Genomic DNA, 25,228 nt, shown 5'->3' on the forward strand with positions numbered 1-25,228 from the left:
CCCCGGGGGTCGGCGCAGGGTCGCCGACACGCCGACGCCCCGGTGCCGTTCGGCCCGGGGCGTCGGTGCGGGGGGGGAACGGGTCAGACGACGCGCGGGTCGGACTCCTGGGTGTCGTCCTCGGGGATGTGGACGTCCTGGACGGTCACGTTGATCTCGGCGACCTCCATGCCGGCGATGTGCTGGATGGCGTCGGCGACGGCGGAGCGCACGTCCTCGGCGACCTTCTGCAGCGGCGCGGGATACTCGGCGACGATGGTGATGTCGGCGGCGACCTGACGCTCGCCGACCTCGACCTTGACGCCCTGGCCGCGGTCGTCGTTGCCGATCGCGCTGCGGATGGCGCCGATCGCTCGGGCCGCTCCTCCGCCGAGGGCGTGGACGCCCGGGACCTCGCGCGCGGCGATGCCGGCGACCTTGGCGATGACGCCGTCCTCGATCACGGTGCGTCCGGATCCGGTGCTGGTCTGACGGGTGGTGGTCGCGGTGGTCTCGGCCATGGTCTCCTCTTTCGCTCGGGGCCCGATCGCTCGATCAGGCGGGGTATGCAGGTAGGACGCTCCGTCGACGCCGAACGTCACGGTCGGATCCGGCCCGCCCAGGCAACTGCCAGAGAGGCGGGCCGGGCCGGGCCGGTCCTCTCAGGAACGCGGTCGACGCCCGTCGATTCGCCCCCGGCCCGGTGCTGTGGTGGCATGGAGCCGTGACCGACGCGACCGCCCCGCAGGCGCCCCTCCCCGATCGGACGGCCGCGCGCATGCGCCCGCGCGCCCTGCTCGTCCTGGCACTGATCGGCGCGGTCGGCGGGACCCTGTCGGGCGCGTTCGGCGTCGGCGGCGGGATCGTGATGGTGCCGATGCTGATCGCGTGGGCCGGGATGGACCAGCGCCGCGCCTCCGCCACCTCGCTGCTCGCGATCGCTCCGACCTCGGTCGCCGGAGCGTTCGGCTACGCCCTCGCCGGTCAGGTCGCCTGGGTTCCGGCGGCGGTGATCGCGGCTGCGGCGATGCTCGGGGCGGTGGCCGGATCCTGGCTGCTCGCGCGGCTGCCGCTCGGCGTGCTGCGCTGGATGTTCGTGGCGCTGCTCGTGGCCGCGGCGGTGCGGATGGCCGTGTTCGGCTCGAACGACACCGGCGACGTCGCCGAGGGCTGGGGCGTGTGGCCCGGATTCGCCGGGCTCGGCATCGGGATGGGCGTCGCCTCCGGCCTCTTCGGCATCGGCGGCGGAGCGATCGCCGTGCCGGTCCTGGTCGGCGCCTTCGGGCTCGCGGACCTCCTGGCCAAGGGCACCTCGCTCGCCGCGATGATCCCGACGGCGGTCACCGGCTCGATCGCGAACGCCCGGCGCGGCCTGCTCGACGTGCGGGCGGGCCTCGTGGTCGGGCTCACCGCCACGGCGTTCTCCTTCGCCGGAGTGGCGCTCTCCTTCCTCCTGCCGGCGCGCGTGTCCGGGATCCTCTTCGCGGTCCTCCTCCTGCTCGCGGCGGTGCAGCTCGCCCTTCGCGGGCGGCGCCGCTGAGCCCTGCACGACGCGGATCCCCGCCGTCAACGCCCTGTCCGATCCGTCGCAGACGCTCGTAGCGTCGTCGCGATCGGGCGCGGGCCCGGAGGGGCGGGAGCACGATGGACCAGCAGCAGCGCGAGCAGCAGGGCCGGCAGCAGCGGCGAGGGGGCGGCGCGAGCCTGCACCGGGACGTCGCACCCGGAGTGCACCGGCTCGAGCACGCCTGGACGAACCTCTACCTGATCGAGGAGGCCGGCCGGCTGACCGTCGTCGACGCCGGACTCCCGAGGACGTGGCCGCACCTGGTCCGCGCGCTGGAGGTGCTCGGCCGCTCGCTCGGCGACATCGACGCCCTCGTGCTGACCCACGCGCACTTCGACCACCTCGGCGTCGCCCGCAGCCTCGTCCGGCGGGGCGTCCCCGTGCACCTGCACGCGGCCGACCAGCCGCTCGCCGCGCAGCCCTACTCCTACCGCCGCCAGCGCACGCCGTTCGTGTACCCGCTGCTGCACCCCTCCGCGATCCCGGTGCTCGGAGCGATGGCCCGTGCGGGCGCGCTCGCGGTGCCGCCCGTGCACGGGACCCTGCCGCTGACCGCCGGAGCGGTGCTCGACGTGCCCGGATCGCCCCGCGTGCTCGCGACTCCGGGGCACACCGACGGGCACGTCTCGCTGCACCTGCCCGAGCGCGACGCGGTGATCGGCGGAGACGCGCTGGTCACGCTCGACCCCTACTCCGCGCGCACCGGCCCGCACCTGGTCGCGCGCGCCGCCACCGCCGACACGGCGCAGTCCCTCGACTCGCTGCGGGTCCTCGCCGGGACCGGGGCGCGGACACTCCTGCCCGGCCACGGCGCGCCCTGGCGCCTGGGCGTCGCGGCGGCGGCCGAGCTCGCGGCGCGGACGCCGATCGCCTAGGGCAGGCTCCGCAGGCCGCTCGGACGCCGGTGGCCTGCCTCCCCGCCCGACCCGGTCCCGCAGCCGTGACACCATCGGAGGTGATGTCGATCTCCGGTCCCGCATGAGCGCGGTCAGCTACCAGGCCGCGTCGATCCCCCTCCGCCTGGCCAGCGCCGGCATGGTCGTCGCCCTCCCCGTCCTCGCCGTCGAGCGTCTCGGCGACGTCGCGCTCGGCGGCGCCCTGACCGGAGCGGCGCTCTTCCCCGCCGTGATCGCCGCGCCGCTCGTCGGCACGGTGCTCGACCGGGTCCGCCGCCCCCGTCGGCTCCTGGTCGGCGCCGCGCTCACGACAGCCGTCGCCTTCGCGGTCGCCGCCTTCCTCGGCGAGGTGTCGACGCCGCTCATCGTGGTGCTGCTGCTCCTCGCGGGGCTCGCGACGCCCGTCTACATGGGCGGCATGTCGAGCTTCGTCACGAGCGCCATCCCGGAGCCGCGCCGCGCCTACGCGCAGGACTCGCTCTCGTACACGGTCGCCTCGATCAGCGGGCCGGCGATCGTGGGCCTCGCGGTCGGAGTCGGGGGAGCGCGGACCGCGATGCTCGCCATGGCGGTCCTCGCCCTCATCGGCGTCGTCGGGTCGCTCGGCCTGGCGATGGAGGCCCGTCCGGCGCCGACCGTCGGCGTGCTGCGGACGATCGTCGCGGGCGTCACCCACCTCGTGCGGCACCGTCCGATCGCGGTGGTCACCTCGGCGGGCACGCTCAGCCAGGTCGCGGGCGGAGCGGCGGGAGTCGCGGCGATCAGCCTCTCGGTGGAGCGGCTGGGCAGCACCGACGCCGCCGCGTGGATCCTGACCGCCTTCGCCGTGGGCGGCCTGCTGGGCGCCCTCGCCGTGGCGGCCCGCCGCTGGACCCGCCGTCCGCCGGCGTGGACCATGGGCGCCGCCTACATCGCGACCGGCGCCGTCCTCCTGATCGCCGTCCCCGACCTGGGCATAGTCGTGGCGGTCGCCGCCTTCGCGGTCGCGGGCGTCTTCACGGCCCCCTCGAACGCGGCGATGCTGCTGCTGCGCGATCAGGAGAGCCCCGCCGCCGTCCGCTCGCAGGTGTTCACGATCGGCGCTGGGCTGCGCTCCGCCGCAGCGGCCGTCGGCGCTGTGCTGGCGGGAGCGGCGGCCGGCCTCGGAGCCTCCTGGCTCGTCGCGGGGATCGCCGTGGTCTGGATCGGCTCCGGCCTGCTGCTGCGGCTGTTCCCCGCGCGCGACCGCGACTGACCCGGGCCGCGCGCGGAGCGCTCGGCGGGACCGGCACCGCCGCGCGCGGAGATGGCGATCAGGCCGCGACGCCCGCCAGCGTGCCCGTGCTCGGCCCGTTCGGGTCGGTGATCATGCAGTTGATCGTGCGGTCGCCCGTGCCCCAGCTCTCGGCGGTCGGGTAGTAGTAGCTGAAGTCGTACGCCGAGTCCTGGTAGCCGATCCCGGTGAACGACTCGAACGCCGTGACGCAGTCGGTCTCGGCCTGCTCCGTCGCGACGGACTCGCCCGGGTACTCGTCGGCGTCGGCCATCGTCAGGTTCTGGAACACCTCGTAGACGTGCGGGTCGGTGCAGGGCACGGTCGGCACGTCGGTGACCTCGGTCGCCTCCTCGCTGAGCTCGCCGTTCAGGCAGTCGCCCACGCGCAGCTGGAAGACGTCGGTCGTCCCGCCCTCGGTGATCTCCCCGGTCTCGTCGTCGCGGGTCTCGCCTCCCATCAGGCCGTTCAGGCCCGAGCAGCCGGTCAGGCCGAGGGCGAGGGCCGCGCCGGCGGCCAGGACGAGGGCGGTTCTGCGGCGGTTCATGACGACTCCCGGGATCTGCTGCACGTGCTGCACGGAGGTGTTCCTGTGACGGCTCCCAGGCCAGGGGTGCAGGGCATCCGTCCCGAGGGGGATGCACCCGATCCGGATCTCCACTTTCCGGAGTAGCGGACGCTCAGCCCGGTCCGGTCGAATGGGGTCATGGCTCAGAAGACGGTCGCAGACCAGCTCATCGCTCAGCTCATCGACGCCGGCGTCTCCCGCATCTACGGGATCGTCGGCGACTCGCTGAATCCGATCGTCGACGCGGTGCGCCGCAGCGGCGGATCCGAGAAGGGAGGCATCGACTGGATCCACGTGCGCAACGAGGAGGCGGCCGCCTTCGCCGCCGGCGCGGAGGCGCAGCTCACCGGGCGCCTCGCCGTCTGCGCCGGCAGCTGCGGCCCCGGCAACCTGCACCTCATCAACGGCCTCTACGACGCGCACCGCTCCTCCGCCCCGGTGCTCGCCATCGCGAGCCACATCCCGAGCAACGAGATCGGCTCGTCCTACTTCCAGGAGACGCACCCGGACAGGCTCTTCGTCGAGTGCTCGAACTACCGCGAGCTGATCTCGACCGCCGCCCAGGCCCCGCGGGTCGTGAACGCCGCGATGCGCAGCGCGGTGGCGCTCCGCGGAGTCGCCGTGGTCACCCTCCCCGGCGACATCGCCGAGCTGGAGGCGGTCGACGGCTTCCCCGCGTTCGTGCTGCCGTCGACGCCCGTCCTGGTCCCCGCCGACGCCGACGTCCGCGCCCTCGCGGCCGCGATCGACCAGGCGCGGACCGTCGCGATCTTCGCGGGCGCCGGAGTGCAGAACGCGCACGACGAGGTCGTCGCCTTCGCCGAGCTGGTGGGCGCGCCCGTCGGGCACAGCCTGCGCGGCAAGGAGTGGATCCAGTACGACAACCCCTACGACGTCGGCATGACGGGCCTCCTCGGCTACGGAGCGGCTCACGCCGGCATGCACGACGCCGACCTGCTCCTCCTCCTCGGCACCGACTTCCCCTACGAGCAGTTCCTCCCCGACGCCTCGAAGGTGGTGATCGCTCAGGTCGACAGCGACGCCTCGAAGCTCGGGCGCCGCGTCAGCGTCGCGCACCCCGTCCACGGCGACGTGGCGGCGACCCTCACCGCGCTGACCCCGCTCGTGCAGCGGAAGGACCACCGCTTCCTCGACAAGACGCTGAAGAAGCACGAGAAGCTGGTCACCGGAGTCGTCGGGAAGTACACCGAGGTCGGCACGCGCAGCCCGATCCACCCCGAGCTCGTCGCCTCCACGCTCGACGGCCTGCTCTCCGAGGACGCGATCGTCACCGCCGACACCGGCATGGGCAACGTCTGGCAGGCCCGCTACATCACCCCCAACGGGAAGCGGCGCCTGCTCGGCTCGTACATGCACGGCTCGATGGCGAACGCGCTGCCGCAGGCGGTCGGCGCGCAGCTCTCGCACCCCGGTCGCCAGGTCGTCTCGCTGAGCGGCGACGGCGGGCTCTCGATGCTGATGGGCGAGCTGGTCACGGTCGCCGCCTACCGGCTGCCCGTGACGATCGTCGTGTTCAACAACTCCACGCTCGGGCTGGTGAAGGTCGAGATGCTGGTCGACGGCTTCCCGGACTTCGCTGTCGACGTGCCGATGGTCGACTACGCGAAGGTGGCGGAGGCGATAGGAATCCGCGGGATCCGCGTCGAGGACCCGCGAGACGTGGAGGAGGCCCTCCGCTCGGCTCTCGCCGACGGCGGCCCGGTCCTCGTCGACGTGGTGACGGATCCGCTCGCCCTCTCGCTCCCGCCCACGATCACGGGCGCGCAGGTGAAGGGCTTCGCGCTGGCGGTCTCGAAGATCGTGATGAACGGAGGAGCGGGCGAGGCCGTCGCGCTGGCCCGCACCAACATCAAGCACGCCCTCCGATGATCGACGCCCGGGCGCTCGCGAGCGGCACCTGGTTCGTCCGGGGCTCCTCGCTGCCGCTCTGGCGCTCGCGGTCGGGGGTGGCGATCACGTACGCGCCGCTCCCGACCGGCGGGATCGGCGACGTCGTCAGCTGGCGCGGCCGGACGCGCTCGCACTACGTGGTCGGGATCGACACCCCCGACCCGCACGATCCGTCCGGCTTCCGCTGGCGGGGCGTCGAGCCGCTGACCCTCCTCGCCCGCAGCCGCTGGTCGTTCGTGGCCGCCGACGAGGAGGCGGGCTGGGCGCTCACCCGCTTCGCCCGGACTCCGTTCACGCCCGCCGGCGTCGACGTGTGCGTCCGAGAGCCGCACCCGGCCCGCGGCGTCCTCGCGGCGGCGCTCGCCGCCTGCGCCGCCGACCCGCGCACGTCCGCGCTGCGCCCGCGCCTCTTCGAGGTCGCGCCCTGACTCCTGAGCGCGCGCCCTCCCGTGAGGCGTCACGAACGGTCGTCATCCCGCTCGGATGACGACCGTTCGTGACCCCTCGGCGGTCGTCGATGCGGAGCCCGGTCGGCGAGTGCTCGTCGCAGGCGCTCGACGGAGCGCTCGGGGTGGGGGACGAACTCGGCGCCGACGATGCGGACGACGCGGACCCCGATCGAGGCGAGGTCGTCGTAGCGGCCGAGGTCGCGCGCGAAGCGCCGGTTGCTGGTGCGGTGATCGTCGCCCTCGTACTCCCACGCGACCCGCTCCGCGGGGTACCAGCCGTCCGGCCGCCCGACGAAGACCCCGTCGGAGTCGAACAGCGGCTCCTGCAGCACCGGCTCCGGGAGCCCCGCCCGCATGGACGCGAGCCGGAACCGCGACTCCTGCCGCGACTCCGCCCCGTCGCGCACCAGAGCGAGCGCGGCGCGGAGTCGCACCGAGCCCCGACCGCGGAAGGCCGACACGCGCTCCCGCAGGTCGGGCAGCGGCACCCAGGGCCGTCGATCCGCCGGATCACCGACGACCGGCGTGCGCACCAGCGCGTCGCCCACCGCGACGAGGTCGTCCGGCTCGAGGAGCGTGGAGAGATGGCAGAAGAGCGAGGCCGGATCGGTGAGGGGCAGTCCGCGGCGCAGGACGCGGCGGACGTCGGGATCGGCGAGGGCGTGGCCGACGACGTTCCGGGGCCGGGGAGCGCGTCCCGGCCGACGGACGCTGACGTGCACCGGCTCGTCCGCAGCGGCGGGCGGGAGGTCGAGCGGCCAGAGCCGCGCCGCCGTCAGGTGGCTCAGGAGCGCCTCCGGACCGACCAGCGCGAGGAGCGCCTCCGCGCGCAGGCGCAGGTCGGGGTCGGGGTCGGCGGTGCGGACCCCGTGGAAGGGCCGGTGGAGGTCGGAGCTGCGGAGCCGCCCGCGGCTCAGTCCGCTCGCGCGAGCGTCAGCGACGGTGAAGGCGCGGCCGCGGAGTCCGATCGGAAGGGGCGAGGGATCGTGCATCCGGCCACTGTCCCGCCTTCCGATCCTCGTGAACCGGTTCTCCACAGGTCGGATCCTGCGCCCCTCCCGCTCGACCGCGTCCAGGCGTCACGCACGGCCGTCGTCCCGCTCGGATGACGACCGTTCGTGACGCCTCGGCGGGCCCCTGAAGCCCGCCGGGCGCGTCACTCGCCGAGCGTGATCGCCTGCGCCTCGACGAGCTCGGGCTCGGGCTCGTGGGCGTCGGCGCGGGCCAGGGTGCGGCGTCCGAGCAGCACGATCAGCGCGGCGACGGCGACGGCTCCGGCCGCGGCGTACATCGGGAAGGCCGGCGAGATCGCCGCGGCCAGGGCGGAGGCGGCGGGCGGGGCGATCGCGCCGCCGAGGAAGCGGACGCCGGAGTAGGCGGACGAGGCGACGGAGCGGGGCAGGTCGGTCGCCTCCATCACGCACTCGGTGAGCACCGTGTTGACGACTCCGAGCAGCAGGCCGCCGACGATGATGCAGACGATCAGGCCGACGCGCGACGAGATCACGAGGCCGCCGGCGATCAGGTCGAGCGCGAGCAGCAGCAGCACCGAGCGCAGCACGACGGTGCGCGGGAGGCGCCGGGTGAGCAGCGGAGCGACGAACACGGAGGTGATCGCCACGCCCAGGCCCCAGCCGAAGAACGTGAAGCCGAGGCCCATCTCGTCCAGCCCGAGCGGGTAGGGCGTGTAGGCGAGCAGCACGAAGAAGCCGATGTTGTAGAACAGGGCGGCGCCCGCCAGCGTTCGGATGGCCGGGACCTTGAGGGCCGCGAAGGGCGCCGAGAGCGGAGTCGGAGCGGGCTTCGGGCCGTCCTCGCGCAGGAGCGTCGCGATGGCGATGAAGCCGACGGCCATCAGCACGGCGGTCCCGAAGAACGGGCCGCGCCACGAGACGCTGCCGAGAAGCCCGCCGAGCAGCGGGCCGACGGCGATGCCGATGCCCAGCGCGGCCTCGTAGAGCACGATCGCCGCGGAGGAGCCTCCGCTCGCCGCGCCGACGATGGTCGACAGGGCGGTCGAGATGAACAGCGCGTTGCCGAAGCCCCAGCCCGCGCGGAAGCCGATGACGCCCTCGACGCTGCCCGCCGTGCCGGCGAGCGCGGCGAACACCACGATCAGCACCAGGCCGATCATGAGGGTCTTCTTGGCGCCGATGCGGCTGGAGAGCCAGCTGGTGAAGAACATCACGACGCCGGTGATGACGAGGTAGCTCGTGAAGAGCAGCGAGGTCTCGGTCGGAGTCGCCTGCAGGCTCTCGGCGATGGCCGGGAGGATCGGGTCGACCAGGCCGATCCCCATGAAGGCGATCACCGCGGCGAAGGCGACGGCCCAGACGGCCAGCGGCTGCTTCAGGATCGAGCCCTGGGCGGGCGAGTGGGGGGAGGTGGTCACGGCGTGGAGCCTTTCTCGGGGGAGGAGGGGACGGGGGTGCCGGCGATGCGGGCGACGCGGGCCTCGACGAGGGTCGCGGCGCGCTCGAGGGCGAGGCGGTCGTCCTCGTCGAGGTCCTCGAACAGCGGGGCCAGGGCGGCCTCGAGGCGGAGACGGTGCTCGGCGAGGGCGTCGAAGCCGGCGGGAGTGCCCTCGATCAGCCAGGCGCGGCCGTCGCCGGCGTCGTGGACGCGGCGGATCCAGCCGGCCTCGTCGAGCCGGGCGATGATGCCGGTCATCGTCGGCTGGGTGACGCGGACCCGCTCGGCGAGCTCGCCGAGGCGGGAGGGGGAGGCGGTGCGCAGCTCGGCGAGCGTCGACCAGACGGCTCCGGACTGCGCGCCGAGCCCGGTCGCGCCGCTCGCCCGGCCCGCGAACCGCGTGAGGGCGGTGGCGGCGGAGGCGAGACGCACGGGGGCACTGGGATCGGGCACGAGAAACAATATAGCATGCCTATGTAGTTCGATGGAGGGCGCTCCGAGTCCACCCTCCATCGGGCGCACTCACTGATGTTCTCCTCCGCTTCTGTGACAGGATCGTCCGTATTCGCGCGTCCACTCCCGCGATCACCGACGGAAAGAGAAGTCATGTCCCCGAGCGAGCACGACGTCGTCGTGATCGGAGCCGGTGCCACCGGACTCACCGCGGCGCTCCGGCTGCAGCAGCACGGACTCGACGTCGTCGTCGTCGAGGCGCGCGAGCGCGTGGGCGGGCGGCTCGAGACCCGCGTGGTCGACGGGCAGCTCCTCGAGCTCGGCGGCCAGTGGGTCTCGCCGGACCAGACGGCGCTCCTCGAGACCCTCGACGAGCTCGGCCTCGGCACCTACTCCCGCTACCGCGAGGGCGAGAGCGTCTACATCGGCGCCGACGGCTCCGCTCGCCGCTTCACCGGCGACATCTTCCCGGGGAGCGAGCGCACCGAGTCCGAGATCTCCCGCCTGATCGAGGTGCTCGACCGCCTCGTGGCCGAGACCGATCCGGCGGCGCCGTGGACGCATCCGCTCGCCCGAGACTACGACCGCATCACCTTCGCCGCCTGGCTGGAGCGGCAGAGCGACGACGAGGAGGCGCGGGCCAACATCGCCCTCTTCCTCGCCGACGCCATGCTCACCAAGCCGGCGCACGCCTTCTCCCTCCTCCAGGCGCTCCTCATGGCCGCGAGCGCGGGGAGCTTCAGCAACCTGGTCGACGCTGACTTCATCCTCGACAAGCGCGTGATCGGCGGCCTCCAGCAGGTCCCGGAGCGGCTCGCCGAGCGCCTCGGCGCCGAGCGCGTCCTGCTCGGGCACCCGGTCCGCTCCGTCCGCCACGGCGACGACGGGGTCGAGGTGCGCGCCGACGGCGTCGTCCTCCGCGCCCGCCGCGCGATCGTCGCCGTGCCACCGAACCTCGTCGGCCGCATCTCGTTCGACCCGCCGCTCCCGCGACTGCGGCAGCAGGCCCTGCAGCACCAGTCGCTCGGCCTCGTGATCAAGGTGCACGCCACCTACGCCACGCCCTTCTGGCGCGCCGACGGCCTCTCCGGCACCGCGTTCAGCCCGCACTCGCTCGTGCACGAGGCCTACGACAACTCGAACCACGGGGAGGAGCGCGGCACCCTGGTCGGCTTCGTCTCGGACGAGAAGGCCGACCGCGTGCTCGCGCTCGACGAGGCGGAGCGGAAGGCCGCGATCCTCGACTCGCTCGCCGCCTACTTCGGCCCGGCCGCACTCGATCCGGTCGTCTACTACGAGAGCGACTGGGCGTCCGAGGAGTGGACGCAGGGCGCGTACGCCGCGAGCTTCGACCTGGGCGGGCTGACCCGGTACGGCGCGCTGCAGCTGGAGCCGGTGGGTCCGCTCCGCTTCGGCACGAGCGACCTCGCCGCCGAGGGCTACCAGCACGTCGACGGCGCCATCCGCGTCGGCAGGCGCCTGGCACAGGAGATCATCGACGAGGACGGCGCGACCGCACCGGCCCCCCGCAGCGAAGGAGCACAGCCCGCATGAGCACCCACTACGCCGTGATCGACCCGGCCACGGGGGAGACCCTCCGCGAGTACCCGACCCTCGGCGACGCCGAGCTGACCGCGGCGATCGGCTCGGCGCAGGACGCCTACTCCTCGTGGTCGCGAACCGTGCCCGTCGCGACCCGCGCGGCGCTGATCGCCCGCGTGTCAGAGCTGCACGTCGAGCGCGCCGACGAGCTCGCGGCGATCATCGTCCGCGAGATGGGCAAGCCACTCGACCAGGCGCAGGGCGAGGTCGGCTTCGCCGCCGACATCTACCGCTACTACGCCGAGAACGGCGAGGCCTTCCTCGCCGACGAGCCGATCGAGCTCGCCGAGGGCACCGGCTCCGCGCTGATCCGCCGCGCCGGGCTGGGCGTGCTGCTGGGCATCATGCCGTGGAACTTCCCCTACTACCAGGTGGCCCGCTTCGCCGGCCCGAACGTGGTCGCGGGCAACACGATCCTGCTCAAGCACGCGCCGCAGTGCCCGGAGTCGGCCGCCGCCATCGCCGACATGTTCCGCACCGCGGCCGAGGAGCTGGGTGCGCCCGCCGGCGTCTACGTGAACCTCTACGCCACGAACGAGCAGGCCGCGACCGTCATCGCCGACCCCCGGGTCCAGGGCGTCTCCGTCACCGGTTCCGAGCGGGCCGGCGCGGCCGTCGCGGAGCTCGCGGGCCGGCACCTGAAGAAGGTCGTGCTCGAGCTCGGCGGCTCCGACCCGTTCGTGCTCCTGTCGACCGACGACCTCGACAAGGCGGTCGAGGACGCGGTCGCCGCGCGCCTGGACAACAACGGCCAGTCCTGCAACGCCGCGAAGCGCTTCATCGTGATCGACGAGCTGTACGACGCGTTCGCCGAGAAGTTCACGGAGGCGTTCACCCGCGCCCAGCCGGCCGATCCGTTCGCGGAGGGCACCCTCCTCGGCCCGCTCTCCTCCTCCGCCGCGACGGAGCGACTCGAGGCGCAGCTGGCGGCCGCGCGCGAGCAGGGGGCCACCGTCCGCGCCAGCGGCGAGGTGACCGGCAACTTCTTCCCGCCCGCCGTGCTCGAGGGCGTCACGCCCGAGATGGACGCCTACCGCGAGGAGTTCTTCGGCCCCGTCGCCGCGCTCTACCGCGTCCGCGACGAGGACGAGGCGATCGCCCTCGCGAACGACACCCCCTACGGCCTCGGCTCCTACCTCTACACGACCGACCAGGAGCAGGCGCTGCGCCTGGCGGACCGGATCGACGCGGGGATGGTCTGGATCAACCTCGTCCTCGGCGACGCGGCCGAGCTGCCCTTCGGCGGCGTGAAGCGCTCGGGCACCGGCCGCGAGATGGGCCGCCCCGCCCTCGAGGAGTTCGTGAACAAGAAGCTCATCCGCATCGCGTGAGACGGGCGCGGGCCGGGCCCCGGAGTCGATCCGGAGCCCGGTCCGCAGCCGCTCGGCCTGCGCCCGCTCACTTCTTCGTCAGCGACGACTCCTTGTGCGCGGCCTTCGCGTCGGTCTTGTCGCTCTGCACGATCCAGTAGGGCTCGTCGTCCGAGGCGTTGAACTTCTGCCCCTCGAACTGGAACTCCTTCGTCTTCTTCTCGACCAGCTCGCCGTGGGTCTCGCCCTGCGAGGTGTTCCAGCTGATCTTGTCGCCCTTCTTCACGAGGCGGCTCCTCTCTCTCGGTCGCGCCGGAGCGCGGTGGTCCCCTCGCGCGGAAGCGCGATGGTGGTGGTGACGTCGACGATCGCCGGAGCGGCGGGCGCCGACGAGAAGCCGAACCGCACGGGCGGCGAGAGCGGGCGCAACGGGCCGAGGTCCTCCTCCGCCAGCACCGCGTGGACGCCCTCGACGCGGCGGATCGCCCGCACGCCGTAGTACTCGCGGCGTCCGTGCCCGGCCGACCCGGCCGTGCTGACCCCGCGGACGAGCAGGGAGGCGACCGGCGAGATCGCGGTCAGCCATGCCGGGTGCTCGGCGAGCGGTCGCGGAACGATCCGCAGCAGCCGGCCGAGCGCAGTGAGACCGCCGAGCTCCAGTCGCACCGCGAGCGGTCCGGCCGCGACGGACAGGCCGCCCGCGATCCTCCGCCACGACACCGGCGCGATCCGCACCTCGTCGAACGCGTACGTCGACCCGATGAAGTCCGCGACCTCGCGGGTCGGTGCGATCAGGAGGCGGTGGCCGTCGCCGTCCTCGACCATCGCGTCGGCGAACGGGCCGAAGGGGGTGTCCTCCCAGAGGCCCAGCACGATCCTCGTGCCCGAGGACGTGCCGAACCCCGCGATGCGCCCGCCGAAGCGGAGGAGCCGCGGGGTCCGGCCGGTCATCAGGAGGCCGAGCGCAGCAGCGTGAACGAGCCGTCGCGGACGATCAGCGTGGTGACCTCGCCCTCGACGACCTGCTCCGGGTCGCTCGAGGCGGCCAGCGTCCACTCGGCGCCGGGCGCCTCGGGGACGGTGAACTCGACGCCGTTCTCCGCCGCGTTCAGCAGCAGGGCGAAGCTCGCGCTGCCCTCGTGCTCGAACACGAAGGTGATCGAGCGGGCGTCGGGGTTGTCCCAGTCCTCGTCGGCGAAGCCCTGCGCGTCGGAGCGGAGGATGTCGACCGTGTCGGGGCCGCCGTCGCCGGGGGCGCGGCGGAACCACTTCGGGCGCAGCGCCGGCTCCGCGGCGCGGAGGGCGATCAGCTCGCGGGTGAAGGCGAGCAGCTCGCGGTCCGCGTTCTCCCAGTCGAACCACGAGATCTCGTCGTCCTGGCAGTAGGCGTTGTTGTTGCCGCCCTGCGTGCGGGCGATCTCGTCGCCGCCCAGGATCATCGGCACGCCGGCCGAGAGCAGCAGCGTCGCGAGGAAGTTGCGGCGCATGCGGTCGCGGCGCTCGTTGACCGCCTCGTTCTCGGTCGGGCCCTCGGCGCCGTTGTTGGAGGAGCGGTTGTCGCTCTCGCCGTCGTTGTTGTCCTCGCCGTTGGCCGCGTTGTGCTTGCGCGAGTACGCGGTGAGGTCGGCGAGGGTGAAGCCGTCGTGCGCGGTGACGAAGTTGATGCTGGAGACCGGCGAGCGGCGGTCGGCCTCGTACACGTCGGGAGAGCCGAGGACGCGCTGCGCGGTCGTGCCGAGCACCGAGTCGGCGCCGTTCCAGAAGTCGCGCACGTCGTCGCGGAACTTCCCGTTCCACTCCGACCAGTCCGCGGGGAAGCCGCCGACCTGGTAGCCGGCGGTGTCCCACGGCTCGGCGATCATCTTGACGGGCGCGAGCACCGGGTCCTGCGCGATCAGGTCGAGGAAGGCGCTGTGCACCTCGGCCTCACCGGTCTGGCGGGTGAGGGTGGTGGCGAGGTCGAAGCGGAAGCCGTCGATGTGCATCTCGGTCACCCAGTAGCGCAGGGAGTCCATGATCAGGCCGAGCGCGGCCGGGTGCGCGACGTTGAGGCTGTTGCCGGTGCCGGTGGTGTCGAAGTAGTTCGCGCGGTCCTCCTCCACCAGGCGGTAGTAGGAGCCGTTGTCGATGCCCTTGAACGAGAGGGTGGGGCCCTTGTCGTTGCCCTCGGCGGTGTGGTTGTAGACCACGTCGAGGATGACCTCGAGGCCGGCCTCGTGGAACGCCTTGACCATGGCCTTGAACTCGTCGACCTGCGAGCCGTCGTCCCCGGCGTGCGAGTACTCGTTGTGCGGCGCGAAGAAGCCGAGGGAGTTGTAGCCCCAGTAGTTGCGCAGGCCCTTCTCCTCGAGGTGCGAGTCCTGCACGAACTGGTGCACGGGGAGCAGCTCGACCGAGGTCACGCCCAGGTCGGTGAAGTGCTTGATCGCGGCGGGGTGAGCGAGGCCGCGGTAGGTGCCGCGGATGTCCTCGGGCACGTCGGGGTGCAGCTTCGTGAAGCCCTTCACGTGCACCTCGTAGACGACGGTCTCCTCGAGCGGGATGCGCGGCGCGGTGTCGCCGCTCCAGTCGAAGGAGTCGGGGTCGGTGACGACGCAGCGGGGGACCGCGTGCGCGGAGTCGGCGTCGTTGCGGGAGTCGGCGTCCTCGTAGAACTGGCCGAAGACGTCCTCGGACCAGGTGTACGAGCCCTCGATCGCGGTGGCGTGCGGGTCGAGGAGGAGCTTGGCGGCGTTGTGGCGGAGGCCGTTGGCGGGGTCCCAAGGGCCGTCGACGCGCAGTCCGTAGCGGGTGCCGATGCCCATCTCGGGGACGAGGCCGTGGAAGACGTGGCCGGTCCGCTCGGTGAGGGCGACGCGGGTCTCTGCTCCGGACTCGTCGAAGAGGCAGACCTCGACGCTGTCCGCGGTCTCGGAGTAGACGGCGACGTCGGCGCCGGCGTCGCCGCGGAGGGAGACGCCGAGGGGATACGGGAAGGAACGGGGGGATGCGGGCATGCGTCCATCCTGACCGGGCGGCTCCGGGAGCTTCGCGCCCTTGTCGCCGCGCCCGCCTCCCGCTAATCTTCCAGGCCCTCCCTTCGACACGGCGCCCTCCGCGGGCATATAGTCAGCTGGCTTACTAAATCGTCGGAGGAGAGCGTCGTGCGCGACCGCAAGTGGATCGGGCTGGTCGTCATCAGCCTCGGAGTGGCGACGATCATCGTCGACTCGACCATCGTCAACGTCGCCATCCCGTCGATCGTCGCCGATCTCGGCATCACCTCGACCCAGGTGCAGTGGGTGCAGGAGTCGTACACGCTCGTGTTCGCCGCGCTCCTGCTGGTCTTCGGCACTCTCGCCGACCGCTGGGGCCGGCGCCGGATGCTGATCGTCGGCGTCTCGCTCTTCGCGCTCTCCTCCGTCGCGGCGGCCCTCGCTCCGACCGGCGACCTGCTGATCCTCTCCCGGGTCGTGCAGGGCGTCGGAGGAGCGATGGTGCTGCCGACGACCCTCTCGCTGATCAACGCCACCTTCCGCGGGCGCGAGCGCGCCATCGCCTTCGCCGTCTGGGGCTCGACCATCGGCGGCATGACCGCGGTCGGTCCGCTGCTCGGCGGCTGGCTCACCACCGACTTCTCCTGGCGCTGGGCGTTCGGCATCAACATCCCGCTCGGCGTGATCATCGTGGTCGGAGCGCTGCTGTTCGTCGACGAGTCGCGGCAGCCCGACGGGCGGCGGGTCGACCTCGTCGGCGCCGCGCTCTCGATCATCGCCTCCGCCTCCCTCGTGTTCGCCCTCATCGAGGGGCGCACCCTCGGCTGGTGGGGCGTCGACGAGCGGCTGAGCGTCGGCGGCTGGAGCTGGCCGCTCGGTCTCTCGCCGGTCCCGATCGCGTTCGCCGTCGCGGTGCTCGCCGGGCTCGCCTTCGTCCTCTGGGCGCGGGCCCGTGAGCGCGCCGGGCGCTCGGCGATGCTCGCGATCGGGCTCTTCCGCCTCGCTTCGTTCCGCAACGGCAACCTCGCCGCGATGATCGTCTCGCTCGGCGAGTTCGGGATCATCCTGGCGCTGCCGATCTGGCTCCAGAGCGTCCTCGGCTACACGGCCGTGCAGACCGGCCTGGTGCTCCTCGCGCTCGCGCTCGGCTCCTTCGTCGCCTCGGGCTTCGCCGGCGCCTTCGGCAACAGGGTCGCGCCGGTGCTGATCGTGCGGGTGGGCCTCGCGGCCGAGATCGTCGGCGTCGCGGGCATCGGCCTGGTCGTCTCCGACTCCACCCCGTGGTGGGCCCTCGTCCCGTTCCTCGCCGTCTACGGCTTCGGCGTCGGCCTCGCGACGGCGCAGCTGACCGGGGTCGTGCTCCGGGACGTGCCCGTCGAGCTCAGCGGGCAGGGCTCGGGCACGCAGTCGACCGCGCGGCAGATCGGCTCGGCGCTGGGCATCGCCGTGCTCGGGACGATCCTCTACACCTCGACCGCGGGAGTCCTCACGACCTCGCTCGAGCAGCAGGGCCTCCCCGCGGAGCAGGTCGCGAGCACCGTCGCCGCGGTGGTCGACTCCTCCGGCGCCGCGATCGCCGGGCTGGCCGCCTCACCGGACACCGCCGACGCGGCCCGGGCGGCGGGCGAGGCGTTCTCGGACGGCACCCGCTACGCGGCCTTCGCCGCCGCCGGGTTCCTCGCCGTCGGCTTCCTGGCCACGCTCTCGCTCGGCCGCCCGGCAGAGGAGGAGGAGCCGAAGGTCAGCTCAGCGGAGCCGAGTCGTCGGCGGTGAAGACGATCTTGCCGATCGTGCGGTCGGCGCCGGTCGCTCGGCGCGACAGCACGTCGACGACGTCGCCCAGCGGATGCACGGCGCCCGGCCGGGGCCGCAGCTCGCCGGAGGTGGCGAGCGAGACCGCGCGCCCGATCCGCTCCGCCGTCGCCACCACGATCATGTTGCGCACCCGCGGGTGGTCGCGGCGGACGAGGCCCGTCGCCTGCGAGACCAGCGCCGGACCGCTCGGCACCAGCGTCGCGATGCGCCCGCCCTCGGCCAGGAGGATCGCCGCGTCGTCGACCGGCAGGTGGCCGGAGACGTCGACGACCACGTCGAAGCGGCCGCCCAGCACCCCGAGGTCGAGCGCGCGGTAGTCGTGCGGCTCGGCGCCGAGCGAGCGGAGCAGGTCGGCGGAGGCGGCCGAGCCGGTGGCCGCGACCGTGCAGCCCGCCCGCACCAGCAGCTGGATCGTCGGATCGCCGATGGCTCCCGAGCCGCCGCTGACGAGGACGCGCTCGCCGGCGTGCACGTGCAGTGCGTCCACCAGGCCCACCGCGGTGCCGCCCGACATCGCGAGCGTGACAGCCTCGACGAAGCCGAGGGAGTCGGGCATCGGGACGAGCGAGCGGCTGCGGGCGATGGACGCGTCGGCGAAGGCGTCGCCGTCGCGGGTCATCCCCACCACTCGGTCGCCGATCGCGACCGAGTGCGACCCCGGGCCGAGCGCCTCGACGGTGCCGGCGATGTCGAGGCCGAACCCGTAGGGACGGGAGCGGCCGACGGCCATGATCCGCGCGGAGCCGGACAGGATCTTCTCGTCGGTCGCGTTGATGCTCGCCGCGCGCGTGCGCACCAGGACCTCGCCGCGACCCGGCATGGGCACCGGCGCTTCCCGCCACGAGAGCAGATCGGGCCCGCCGAACCTGTCGTACCCGAGTCGTCGCATGTCGCTCCCGTCGTCCGTGCCAGCCCCCCGAGCCTAGGGCGTGGCCGCTGAGCGGAGGCGTCGCGGGAGCCCGGCGGAACCCCCTCCGGTGCCCGCGGGCCCGGTGCTACCGTGGCGGCCATGAGCGCAGACGACAGCCCCGAGTTCGCAGGCTTCGAGGCCACCCCTTCCACCGATGCGGAGAAGGCCGACGACGTCCGCCCCGCCGACGCCGAGGTCGAGGAGAACACGACGGCCGACGAGAGCCGCGACCCGGACCACGGCTACGACCCGATGAGCGAGAGCGGCTCCGAGAACACCCCCGAGGACGAGGTCGGCCCCCGCGAGGATGAGGAGGGCCTGCTTCCCCCCGGCAGCACCGCCGAGGGAGCCGGCACCGCGCTCGGCGCCGACGCGGTCGAGGGCGGCGAGCCCCTGGGCGAGAACGCGAGCGTCGGCACCCCCGGCCAGCTCGCCGACGAGCGCTGGCGCACCAACGGCATCAACCCGCTGGGTTGAGCCTTTTCCCGCGGCGGTCCCCGCCCGCCGCGGGAACGAACACCGCCTGAGGCGAACCGTCGAAACGCGTTCCAGCGTTTCGGCGTAGCCGGACGCGACACGCTCCACCTGCCCGGCCTTTCCTGGGAGCCGACCGCGCCGCGGCGGGCGGGGACCGCCGCGGGAGTGAACACCGCCGGAGGCGAACCGTCGAAACGCGTTCCAGCGTTTCGGCGTAGCCGGACGCGACCCGCTCCACCTGCCCGGCCTTTCCTGGGAGCCGACCGCGCCGCGGCGGGCGGGGACCGCCGCGGGAACGAACACCGCACACAGCTGGCGTTCCGGTTGCTCAGAGGAGGAGCAGGGGTAAGCGCCGTAGCGTTCCGGGAGCGCGGCACGCCGGTCGCGCGGACGGGGAGTCCCATGTCGTTGTTCCTGAACCGCATTCGTGAGGTCCGATGGACCGAGGACGAGAGGCGGGCGCTGGCCGAGGCGGTGGCGGAGGACCGGGCCGACGCCTGGCGCGGAGTGGGTGCGCTGGATCGCACCGTCGTCGTCTCGACCGAGGACCCGGGCGTCCGCGGCGGCGCGCGCTGGCCCACCGATCACCGTGCGTTCCTGCGCGTGGACCGCGGCGCCTCCGTGGTGCTCGCGACCGACGGGCTGAGCGATCCCTTCGACCGGCTCGCGCATCCCGGCACCGGTCTCGGCCTCGAGCTGTGCCTCGAGACGTCCGCCGTCCGCGGCGTCCCCACCGCCGAGCTCTGGAACCACTGGCACTTCCGCCTGCTGTACGAGGCCGCCCGACGGGCCGCCCTGCAGGGGGTGTGCTGCCGCAGCTCCCTCGACACGGCGCGGCTCGCGAACGTCGCGGCGCCGCCCGCCTGGACCGATGAGCAGGGCACCGTCGGTGTCCTCCTGGGCCTGCGCAGCCCCGGCCTGCCCGAGCGGCTCGACCTGGCGACCGGTCACGCCGACCTGGTCACCCTCACGCCACTGCGGCCGCAGGAGCACGCCCGGGCGTCGGTCGACGCGGGCGCCCGTGCCGAGATCGCCGAGCGCCTCCGGGCCCTGCCGCACGAGGAGCTCGTGCACACGGCCCGGCCGCTCGTGGTCTGAGGAGCGTCGCGGGTCAGGAGCCCTCGGCCGGCTCCGGCACCACGGTCATCTCGCCGGTGTTGTTCGCGCTCGCGATGAACTGCTCGATCCACAGGCGGTTCAGAGACGGGCGCTTGCTGCCGTGGAACCGGAAGTGCAGCGGAGTCGTCGGGTGCACCCAGACGGAACTGCGGCCGTAGCCGGACGATTCCGGCTCGCTCCAGGAGAGGCTGAACGACTCGTTCCGCCGCATCTTGGTGAACATCGCGACCTTGAGGTGCGCGAGGAGCCGGTCCTCGAAGTCGATCTCGAGTGATTGCGGTCCGTAGATCAGTCGTCCCATTGTCTCCGCCGTGAAGTGGTGCCGACGCGCCGGAGTCCCGGACGGCGTCGCGGGCTCCGTGAGCTCGGGAGCCGCCACGGAGAGGATACCGATCCTGCGACCCGGAGGGGTGACACGGCTCTCGCCTCCGCCGGCCGAGGGCGGGATCACCCCGTCAACGACGGACGCCCCGCCGACCGGATCCGGGGATCCTGGTCGACGGGGCGTCGGAAGTCGGAGATTACTCGCCGACGCCGCGGATGTTCGCGGCCTGCGGGCCCTTGCGGCCCTGCTCGACGTCGTACTCGACGTGCTGGTTCTCGACGAGCTCGCGGTAGCCCTGCTTCGCGATGGCGGAGAAGTGCGCGAACACGTCGGCGCCTCCGTCGTCGGGAGCGATGAAGCCGAAGCCCTTTTCGGAGTTGAACCACTTAACGGTGCCAGTAGGCATTTCTTTTCCTTATGTGTTAATGACGCCGACCGGGGCCTGCGTCGTCAGAGTCCGCACGAGTGTGCGGTACCCGCTCGACTCGGCCTCCGCGGGTGAAACACGCGTCTGCCGGAGTCGTCCGGGTCGTCTAGGGGCTGAGCTCGCGCCTCCGGGGGAGGGCGGCTCTGCGGGGGAGAACGTCCCGCGGACCGGGCGTGCCGGTGGAGCGGGGGTCGAACGAGGAACGGCGCGGCTTCCGCGGCGTCCTGTGAAGGGCGGTACCCGCGTGCGAGGCGGGCGTTCGAACCGGACGACCGAGGACGATGCTCTCGGTCGGTGCGGTCTCTATCAGGGGCTGAGTCTCTTCGTCGTCGTGCGACTTCTCAGCCGTGGAATTCGGGCGATCGCCCAGGAGATGTCTCGACTCTACGGGATCACGGCCCCCGAGCGCGACCGCCCGCGTCAGACGGCGCGCCGATCCGCGTGCGCGAGGCGGCCGGAACCGCTGTCCGGGCGGGTCGCGGTGTGCCACGATACGACTCGGATCGCGCCGTTCCCCGCCGCCGATCCCCGCCACAGCCTCCCCGCCACAGCCTCCCCGCCACCGTCGCCCCGGAACGAGCCCGGAGCCCGTCCTCCCGAGGTCACCGTGCCCCTGCCTCCCCGGCCCGCCGACGCCGCGGTGCTGCTGCGCGAGCAGCGCGAGGTCGGCGTGCTCTGCGCCCGGCGGGCGGGCGGGGTGCTGACCGCCGCCTCCGCGTTGCACCTGCTCGCCCTGACGCCCGCGCAGCTGACCACGGTTCTGCCCAGCCTGGCGCTGCTGGTCGTCTCGGCGCTCGTGCAGCTCGCGCCCGGCCGATCGGTCGCGACCGGGACGAGGGCCGTGATCCTGGGATCCGCGCTGGACGTCGCGGCACTCGCCGCCTTCCTCTCGCCGGGCGTCGACGCCTCCCTCCGCGCCGTTCTGGGCGGGATCACGATGCTCGCCTCGATGGCGCTGCCGTGCGCGCTGCTCGCCGTCGGCTCCTGGCGGGGCATGCCGTGGGCCGCGGTCCTCGCGCTGCTCCCGGTCCTCGCCCTCGGCGCGGCGGCGACGGGCGCGTCCGGGCGCGCTCCCTTCGTCCTGATCTCGGTCGTCGTCTGCTGGGCGCTGCTGCTGACCGCCGCGCGGTGGCTCGCGGGCAGCGTCGCGCGTGCGCACGTCGGCACCGCCCGCCTCCGGACCGCCCACGTCGCCGAGCGCCGCTCGAGCGAGAGCGAGTCCCGGCACCGCGCCGACGCGCGGCTGATGCACGACACGATCCTGGCGACGCTGACGCTGGTGGCGCACCGGGGGGAGGGCGTGCCCGATCCGGTGCTGCGCGACCGGGCAGCCGCCGACCTGGCCCTCCTGCGCGGCCTGAAGACGGTGGAGGAGCCGGACCCGGACGGGGCGGCCGGGGTGCCGGAGGCGCTCCTCGCGCTCGGTCGGCGGTCGGCGGCGGTGGGCGTGGAGGTGCGCTGGCACGGCGGTGCGCAGCCGCGGATCCGACCGGAGGTGCTCGACGCCGTGGTGCGCGCGACCGGGGAGTGCCTCGAGAACGTGCGGCGCCACTCCGGAGCGGCCCTGGCCCACGTGAGCGTGGCGGAGGAGGCGGGCACGCTCCGCGTCGTCGTCTCGGACGAGGGGCGCGGTTTCGACCCGGCCGCGGTGGCGGCCGGGCGCCTCGGCCTCGCGGAGTCGGTCGTCGGCCGGATCGAGGCGGTGGGCGGCGCGGTCCGGGTCTTCTCGGCGCCCGGGTCAGGCGCGACCGTGCTGCTGAGCGTGCCGCTGTGAGCGGGTCGCGGCAGGAGGAGGGGACGCTCCTGGAGCTGGTCCGGGCGGCGGACAGGAGCCCGGGCGCGCTGTGGAGCATCCGCGAGCGCCTCACCCGGCCGAACCGCCTGAGCGGGAGCTACCTCGGGCTGGGCTTCCTCACGATGGCGGTGCTGCTCGACATCCGCGGAGTGATCTCGTACCTCTGGTCCCTCGACGCGCGGTCCGCGACCTGGCTGAGCGGACTCTCCTGGCTGCTGGTCGTCGTCGCGAGCGCGGTGGGGGTCTCGATCGCCCTCCGCCGCCACGGCGAGCTGCCACGCCGGGCCTTCGCGGGCGTCCTCGCTGTGGACGTGGCCGCGCTGCTGCTCGAGTTCGCCGACCACGCCCTGCCGACACCGGCTCCGATGTACTACCCGTCGGTCTGCGTGGGAGTGGGCGCGGGCGTGATCGCGCTGATCACCTTCCAGCCACTCTCGCGCTCGTTCCTCGCTCTGGTGGTCCTGGTCGGGCTCACGGCGCTCGGCCTCGTCGGCCAGGCGCTCCTCGGCGACGGAGGCGCCGCCCTCGCGGTGAGCAACGTCCTCCTCGCCGTCGCGCCCGCGGCCGTGTGCGTCGTCGTGCTCACCTCGCTCGACCAGTACGTGCGGCGCACGCTCGACCGCAGCCTGGCCGACGGCACCGTCCACGCCGCGGACGACGAGTTCTCGCAGGTGGACGGCCGCATCGAGGAGCTCCTCGAGCGGGTCCGGACGCCGGTGCCGCTGGACGAGGAGCTGGGCGAGCGGGCGCGGGTGCTCGGAGACGAGCTCCGCGAGGCGCTCGCCCGCAGCCACGACCGCACCTGGCTGAGGATCGCGGTGGAGGAGTCGGCGCTGCTGTCCTCCGCTGTCGCGATCGACGATCCGAGCGGGGCCGCGGCGCTGCTGGCCCCGCTCGACCGCTCGCGTCTGCTCTCGGTGCTCTGGCTGCTCACCGCCCCCGCGGGGAGGACTCCGCTCGCCGTCCGCCTGGAGCCGGGCCAGGGCGGCGGGGTGGAGCTCGCCCTGGTCGCCGCGGGCATCCGCGCCCGCGACCTCGACCGCTCGGTCTGGGGCATCCTCACCGAGCTCGGCGAGCACCGCACGACGACCGACCACGGCGCGACGAGGATCCTCGTCGCCCACCGGCCCCGGAGGAGGGCGACGACATGAGCGACGAGCCCGCGATCACGCTGGCCATCCTCGACGACCACCCGATCCTGCTGGCGGCGCTGGCGGAGTGGATCCGCCGCTCGGGCACGGACATCCGCGTGGCGGCGACGGTCGGCACCTGGACGGACCTGCTCGCGCATCCGGCCTTCCCGACCGACGTGGTGCTGCTCGACATCGACCTCGGCGACGAGCTCGACCTCGCCATGAAGATCCGGATCATCGCGGCCGCCGGCGCCGCCACGATCATCATCAGCACGCACTCCGAGCCGGGGACGATCAACCGGGCGCTCGAGGCCGGGGCGCGCGGCTACGTGGTCAAGAGCGAGCGGACCGAGACGATCCTCGCGGCCATCCGAGCGGCGGCGCGCGACGAGCGCTTCCTGACGGCGCAGACGCGGGAGCTGCTCGGGGCCGACCGCCCGGGCACCCTGACGCACCGCGAGCGGGAGATCGTCCGCCTCTTCGTCGACGGGATGCCGCTGAAGCAGGTCGCCACGCTCCTCGGCATCACCCAGGACGCCGCGCGGAGCTCGCTGCGCAGCGCCCGGGGCAAGTACCGGGCGGAGGGGCTGGCCGTCGGCACGAAGATCTCGCTCCGCCGGCAGGCGCTGCGCGACGGGATCGTCGAGCGCTAGGCCCGCGCTCGACGGTCCCGGGGGCCTAGACCGTCTCGGCGCGCTTCTGCCGCGCGGGCTCGGCGGGGTCGGAGGGCCCGTTCCAGATCGAGACGATGCCCCAGACGACGGCCGCGATCGGCACGGCCAGCACGGCGCCGACGATGCCGGCGAGGACGGTGCCCACGGTCAGGGCGATCAGGACGATCAGCGGATGCAGCTTCAGCGAGCGCGCCATCACGACCGGCTGGAGGAAGTTGCCCTCGAGCTGGTTGACCCCGATGACGACCAGGATCACGATCAGCGCGGCGACCGGGCCGTTGGCGACCAGCGCGACGAGAGCGGCGAGGATGCCGGCGGCCGTGGCTCCGACGATCGGGATGAACGCGGTGAGGAAGACGATGACGGCCAGCGGGATCGCCAGCGGCACCTGGATGATCGCCAGCGCGACGCCGATGCCGATCGCGTCGACCGCCGCGACGGTCGCCGTTCCGCGGACGTAGCCGCCCAGCACGTCGACCGTCTTGTGCCCGACGCGCTTGGCGCGCTCGTAGCCCGAGCCGGTGAAGGGGCGCAGGAGGAACTCCCAGATCTTCGGGCCGTCCTTCATGAAGAAGAAGAGCACCACGATCATCAGCACGAGGCCGGTGATGAAGTTCGCCGCTGCGGAGACGCCCGCGAGCGCGCCGTTGCCGAACGAGCTGGAGGTGAGGAAGTCGACGACCGACTGGCGGGCGGACTCGATCTGCTCGTCGGTGATCTGGAACGGCAGGTGCTGCACGTAGTCCTGCAGCGAGGTGATGCCGTCGGAGGCGCTGCTGACCAGCTCGTCCCACTGGTTGCGGACCGCGACCGTGATCAGCCAGCCGACCGCGCCGAGGACCGCGAGCAGCCCGATCAGCGCCAGCCAGGTCGCGAGGATCGACGGCACGCCCTTGCGCCGCATCCACGCCAGGACCGGGTGGATCGCCGCGGCGAGGATGAGCGCGATCATCACGGGGATGAGCACCAGCGTGAGCTGCGTCATCGCGAAGACGAGCACCGAGGCCAGCAGGAGAACGATGACCACCTGGAGGCAGCGGGTGGCGAACCGGCCGAGGCCGTCGCTCCAGACCCGCCGCTGCGGATCGGGTGCGCTCGGCTGCGGCGCGGCGGCGCTGGTCGAGGAGTCGTTGCGGTCGAAGAAGCCCATGGAGGGACGGTATCGGCTCGGGCCGACCT

General features: G+C 73.3%; 25 protein-coding genes. 13 read left to right on the forward strand and 12 right to left on the reverse strand.

Translation table 11 applies throughout. From position 1 onward, the window contains the following. Positions 1 to 83: 83 nt before the first annotated feature. Positions 84 to 500: an Asp23/Gls24 family envelope stress response protein gene (locus C5C55_RS04340; protein WP_104225148.1), complete on the reverse strand. Its 417-nt coding sequence runs from the start codon at positions 498 to 500 to the stop codon at positions 84 to 86. Positions 501 to 703: 203 nt separating this feature from the next. On the opposite strand from C5C55_RS04340, the gene C5C55_RS04345 reads away from it, so the two are divergent. The 3 genes from C5C55_RS04345 (at position 704) to C5C55_RS04355 (ending at position 3,676) form a co-directional block, all read left to right on the forward strand. After that, positions 704 to 1,519 carry a sulfite exporter TauE/SafE family protein gene (locus tag C5C55_RS04345; RefSeq protein WP_104233037.1) on the forward strand — a complete coding sequence of 272 codons (816 nt, stop codon included), beginning with the start codon at positions 704 to 706 and terminating at the stop codon, positions 1,517 to 1,519. Between the two features lie 104 nt (positions 1,520 to 1,623). Continuing rightward, positions 1,624 to 2,421, forward strand: a complete 798-nt coding sequence (locus C5C55_RS04350; RefSeq protein WP_104233038.1) for an MBL fold metallo-hydrolase — start codon at positions 1,624 to 1,626, stop codon at positions 2,419 to 2,421. A 103-nt stretch (positions 2,422 to 2,524) separates the two neighbouring features. Beyond that, positions 2,525 to 3,676 (forward strand): MFS transporter, encoded by a 1,152-nt coding sequence (locus tag C5C55_RS04355; RefSeq protein WP_104233039.1) that lies wholly within the window; start codon positions 2,525 to 2,527, stop codon positions 3,674 to 3,676. A 58-nt stretch (positions 3,677 to 3,734) separates the two neighbouring features. On the opposite strand, the gene C5C55_RS04360 is transcribed toward C5C55_RS04355, so the two are convergent. Continuing rightward, positions 3,735 to 4,274: a septum formation family protein gene (locus C5C55_RS04360; RefSeq protein WP_104233040.1), complete on the reverse strand. Its 540-nt coding sequence runs from the start codon at positions 4,272 to 4,274 to the stop codon at positions 3,735 to 3,737. A gap of 126 nt (positions 4,275 to 4,400) precedes the next feature. Between C5C55_RS04360 and C5C55_RS04365 the strand changes: the two genes are divergently transcribed. Together C5C55_RS04365 and C5C55_RS04370 are read left to right on the forward strand one after the other, a co-directional pair. Continuing rightward, positions 4,401 to 6,152 (forward strand): pyruvate dehydrogenase, encoded by a 1,752-nt coding sequence (locus C5C55_RS04365; protein WP_104226089.1) that lies wholly within the window; start codon positions 4,401 to 4,403, stop codon positions 6,150 to 6,152. Then, positions 6,149 to 6,601, forward strand: coding sequence for a hypothetical protein (locus C5C55_RS04370; protein ID WP_104233041.1), 453 nt, complete (start codon positions 6,149 to 6,151; stop codon positions 6,599 to 6,601). The genes C5C55_RS04365 and C5C55_RS04370 overlap by 4 nt, the downstream gene beginning before the upstream one ends. Positions 6,602 to 6,630: 29 nt before the next feature. Here C5C55_RS04370 and C5C55_RS04375 read toward each other — a convergent pair whose 3' ends face one another. The 3 genes from C5C55_RS04375 to C5C55_RS04385 form a co-directional block, all read right to left on the reverse strand. Next, on the reverse strand, positions 6,631 to 7,614 hold the full coding sequence (locus C5C55_RS04375; protein WP_104233042.1) for a hypothetical protein: 984 nt from the start codon (positions 7,612 to 7,614) through the stop codon (positions 6,631 to 6,633). 164 nt (positions 7,615 to 7,778) lie between these two features. After that, on the reverse strand, positions 7,779 to 9,014 hold the full coding sequence (locus C5C55_RS04380) for an MFS transporter (protein WP_104225140.1): 1,236 nt from the start codon (positions 9,012 to 9,014) through the stop codon (positions 7,779 to 7,781). Beyond that, positions 9,011 to 9,487 carry a MarR family winged helix-turn-helix transcriptional regulator gene (locus tag C5C55_RS04385; protein ID WP_146084654.1) on the reverse strand — a complete coding sequence of 159 codons (477 nt, stop codon included), beginning with the start codon at positions 9,485 to 9,487 and terminating at the stop codon, positions 9,011 to 9,013. Before C5C55_RS04385 ends, C5C55_RS04380 begins: the two co-directional genes overlap by 4 nt. Before the next feature lie 153 nt (positions 9,488 to 9,640). Between C5C55_RS04385 and C5C55_RS04390 the strand changes: the two genes are divergently transcribed. Together C5C55_RS04390 and C5C55_RS04395 are read left to right on the forward strand one after the other, a co-directional pair. Then, positions 9,641 to 11,041, forward strand: a complete 1,401-nt coding sequence (locus tag C5C55_RS04390; protein WP_104233044.1) for an NAD(P)/FAD-dependent oxidoreductase — start codon at positions 9,641 to 9,643, stop codon at positions 11,039 to 11,041. Continuing rightward, a complete protein-coding gene (locus C5C55_RS04395) occupies positions 11,038 to 12,420 on the forward strand; it encodes an NAD-dependent succinate-semialdehyde dehydrogenase (RefSeq protein WP_104233045.1) in 1,383 nt (460 codons plus the stop codon). The genes C5C55_RS04390 and C5C55_RS04395 overlap by 4 nt, the downstream gene beginning before the upstream one ends. Positions 12,421 to 12,487: 67 nt before the next feature. Here C5C55_RS04395 and C5C55_RS04400 read toward each other — a convergent pair whose 3' ends face one another. Genes C5C55_RS04400 through glgX form a run of 3 tightly spaced genes read right to left on the reverse strand, consistent with a single transcriptional unit; the run spans position 12,488 to position 15,395 of the window. Then, a complete protein-coding gene (locus tag C5C55_RS04400; RefSeq protein ID WP_056866275.1) occupies positions 12,488 to 12,685 on the reverse strand; it encodes a DUF2945 domain-containing protein in 198 nt (65 codons plus the stop codon). Next, positions 12,682 to 13,350: a hypothetical protein gene (locus C5C55_RS04405; RefSeq protein ID WP_104233046.1), complete on the reverse strand. Its 669-nt coding sequence runs from the start codon at positions 13,348 to 13,350 to the stop codon at positions 12,682 to 12,684. The genes C5C55_RS04400 and C5C55_RS04405 overlap by 4 nt, the downstream gene beginning before the upstream one ends. After that, positions 13,350 to 15,395, reverse strand: coding sequence for a glycogen debranching protein GlgX (gene glgX / locus C5C55_RS04410; RefSeq protein ID WP_104233047.1), 2,046 nt, complete (start codon positions 15,393 to 15,395; stop codon positions 13,350 to 13,352). The genes C5C55_RS04405 and glgX overlap by 1 nt, the downstream gene beginning before the upstream one ends. Before the next feature lie 147 nt (positions 15,396 to 15,542). On the opposite strand from glgX, the gene C5C55_RS04415 reads away from it, so the two are divergent. Further along, positions 15,543 to 17,147 carry a DHA2 family efflux MFS transporter permease subunit gene (locus tag C5C55_RS04415; RefSeq protein ID WP_104233048.1) on the forward strand — a complete coding sequence of 535 codons (1,605 nt, stop codon included), beginning with the start codon at positions 15,543 to 15,545 and terminating at the stop codon, positions 17,145 to 17,147. On the opposite strand, the gene C5C55_RS04420 is transcribed toward C5C55_RS04415, so the two are convergent. After that, positions 17,116 to 18,078, reverse strand: a complete 963-nt coding sequence (locus tag C5C55_RS04420; protein ID WP_104233049.1) for an NADP-dependent oxidoreductase — start codon at positions 18,076 to 18,078, stop codon at positions 17,116 to 17,118. The two genes, C5C55_RS04415 and C5C55_RS04420, sit on opposite strands and share 32 nt — an antisense overlap. 120 nt (positions 18,079 to 18,198) lie before the next feature. Here C5C55_RS04420 and C5C55_RS04425 point away from each other — a divergent pair, with 120 nt between their 5' ends. Together C5C55_RS04425 and C5C55_RS04430 are read left to right on the forward strand one after the other, a co-directional pair. After that, positions 18,199 to 18,576 (forward strand): hypothetical protein, encoded by a 378-nt coding sequence (locus C5C55_RS04425; RefSeq protein WP_146080888.1) that lies wholly within the window; start codon positions 18,199 to 18,201, stop codon positions 18,574 to 18,576. Between the two features lie 402 nt (positions 18,577 to 18,978). Further along, the gene (locus tag C5C55_RS04430; protein ID WP_104233051.1) at positions 18,979 to 19,674 is read left to right on the forward strand and encodes a hypothetical protein; all 696 of its coding nucleotides are present in this window, start codon (positions 18,979 to 18,981) and stop codon (positions 19,672 to 19,674) included. Positions 19,675 to 19,687: 13 nt separating this feature from the next. Here C5C55_RS04430 and C5C55_RS04435 read toward each other — a convergent pair whose 3' ends face one another. Beyond that, the gene (locus C5C55_RS04435) at positions 19,688 to 19,996 is read right to left on the reverse strand and encodes a hypothetical protein (RefSeq protein WP_104226101.1); all 309 of its coding nucleotides are present in this window, start codon (positions 19,994 to 19,996) and stop codon (positions 19,688 to 19,690) included. Positions 19,997 to 20,216: 220 nt separating this feature from the next. Then, a complete protein-coding gene (locus C5C55_RS04440) occupies positions 20,217 to 20,426 on the reverse strand; it encodes a cold-shock protein (protein WP_055786246.1) in 210 nt (69 codons plus the stop codon). Between the two features lie 628 nt (positions 20,427 to 21,054). On the opposite strand from C5C55_RS04440, the gene C5C55_RS04445 reads away from it, so the two are divergent. The 3 genes from C5C55_RS04445 to C5C55_RS04455 are packed head-to-tail and all read left to right on the forward strand — an operon-like array spanning position 21,055 to position 24,028. Then, a complete protein-coding gene (locus C5C55_RS04445) occupies positions 21,055 to 22,221 on the forward strand; it encodes a sensor histidine kinase (protein ID WP_104233052.1) in 1,167 nt (388 codons plus the stop codon). Next, a complete protein-coding gene (locus C5C55_RS04450; RefSeq protein WP_104233053.1) occupies positions 22,218 to 23,393 on the forward strand; it encodes a hypothetical protein in 1,176 nt (391 codons plus the stop codon). The genes C5C55_RS04445 and C5C55_RS04450 overlap by 4 nt, the downstream gene beginning before the upstream one ends. Further along, the gene (locus C5C55_RS04455; RefSeq protein ID WP_104233054.1) at positions 23,390 to 24,028 is read left to right on the forward strand and encodes a response regulator; all 639 of its coding nucleotides are present in this window, start codon (positions 23,390 to 23,392) and stop codon (positions 24,026 to 24,028) included. Before C5C55_RS04450 ends, C5C55_RS04455 begins: the two co-directional genes overlap by 4 nt. A gap of 25 nt (positions 24,029 to 24,053) precedes the next feature. Here C5C55_RS04455 and C5C55_RS04460 read toward each other — a convergent pair whose 3' ends face one another. Continuing rightward, the gene (locus C5C55_RS04460) at positions 24,054 to 25,199 is read right to left on the reverse strand and encodes an AI-2E family transporter (protein WP_104233055.1); all 1,146 of its coding nucleotides are present in this window, start codon (positions 25,197 to 25,199) and stop codon (positions 24,054 to 24,056) included. Between the last annotated feature and the right edge of the window lie 29 nt (positions 25,200 to 25,228).

It is taken from the genome of Rathayibacter sp. AY1C2 (assembly GCF_002931195.1).
GTDB lineage: Bacteria > Actinomycetota > Actinomycetes > Actinomycetales > Microbacteriaceae > Rathayibacter.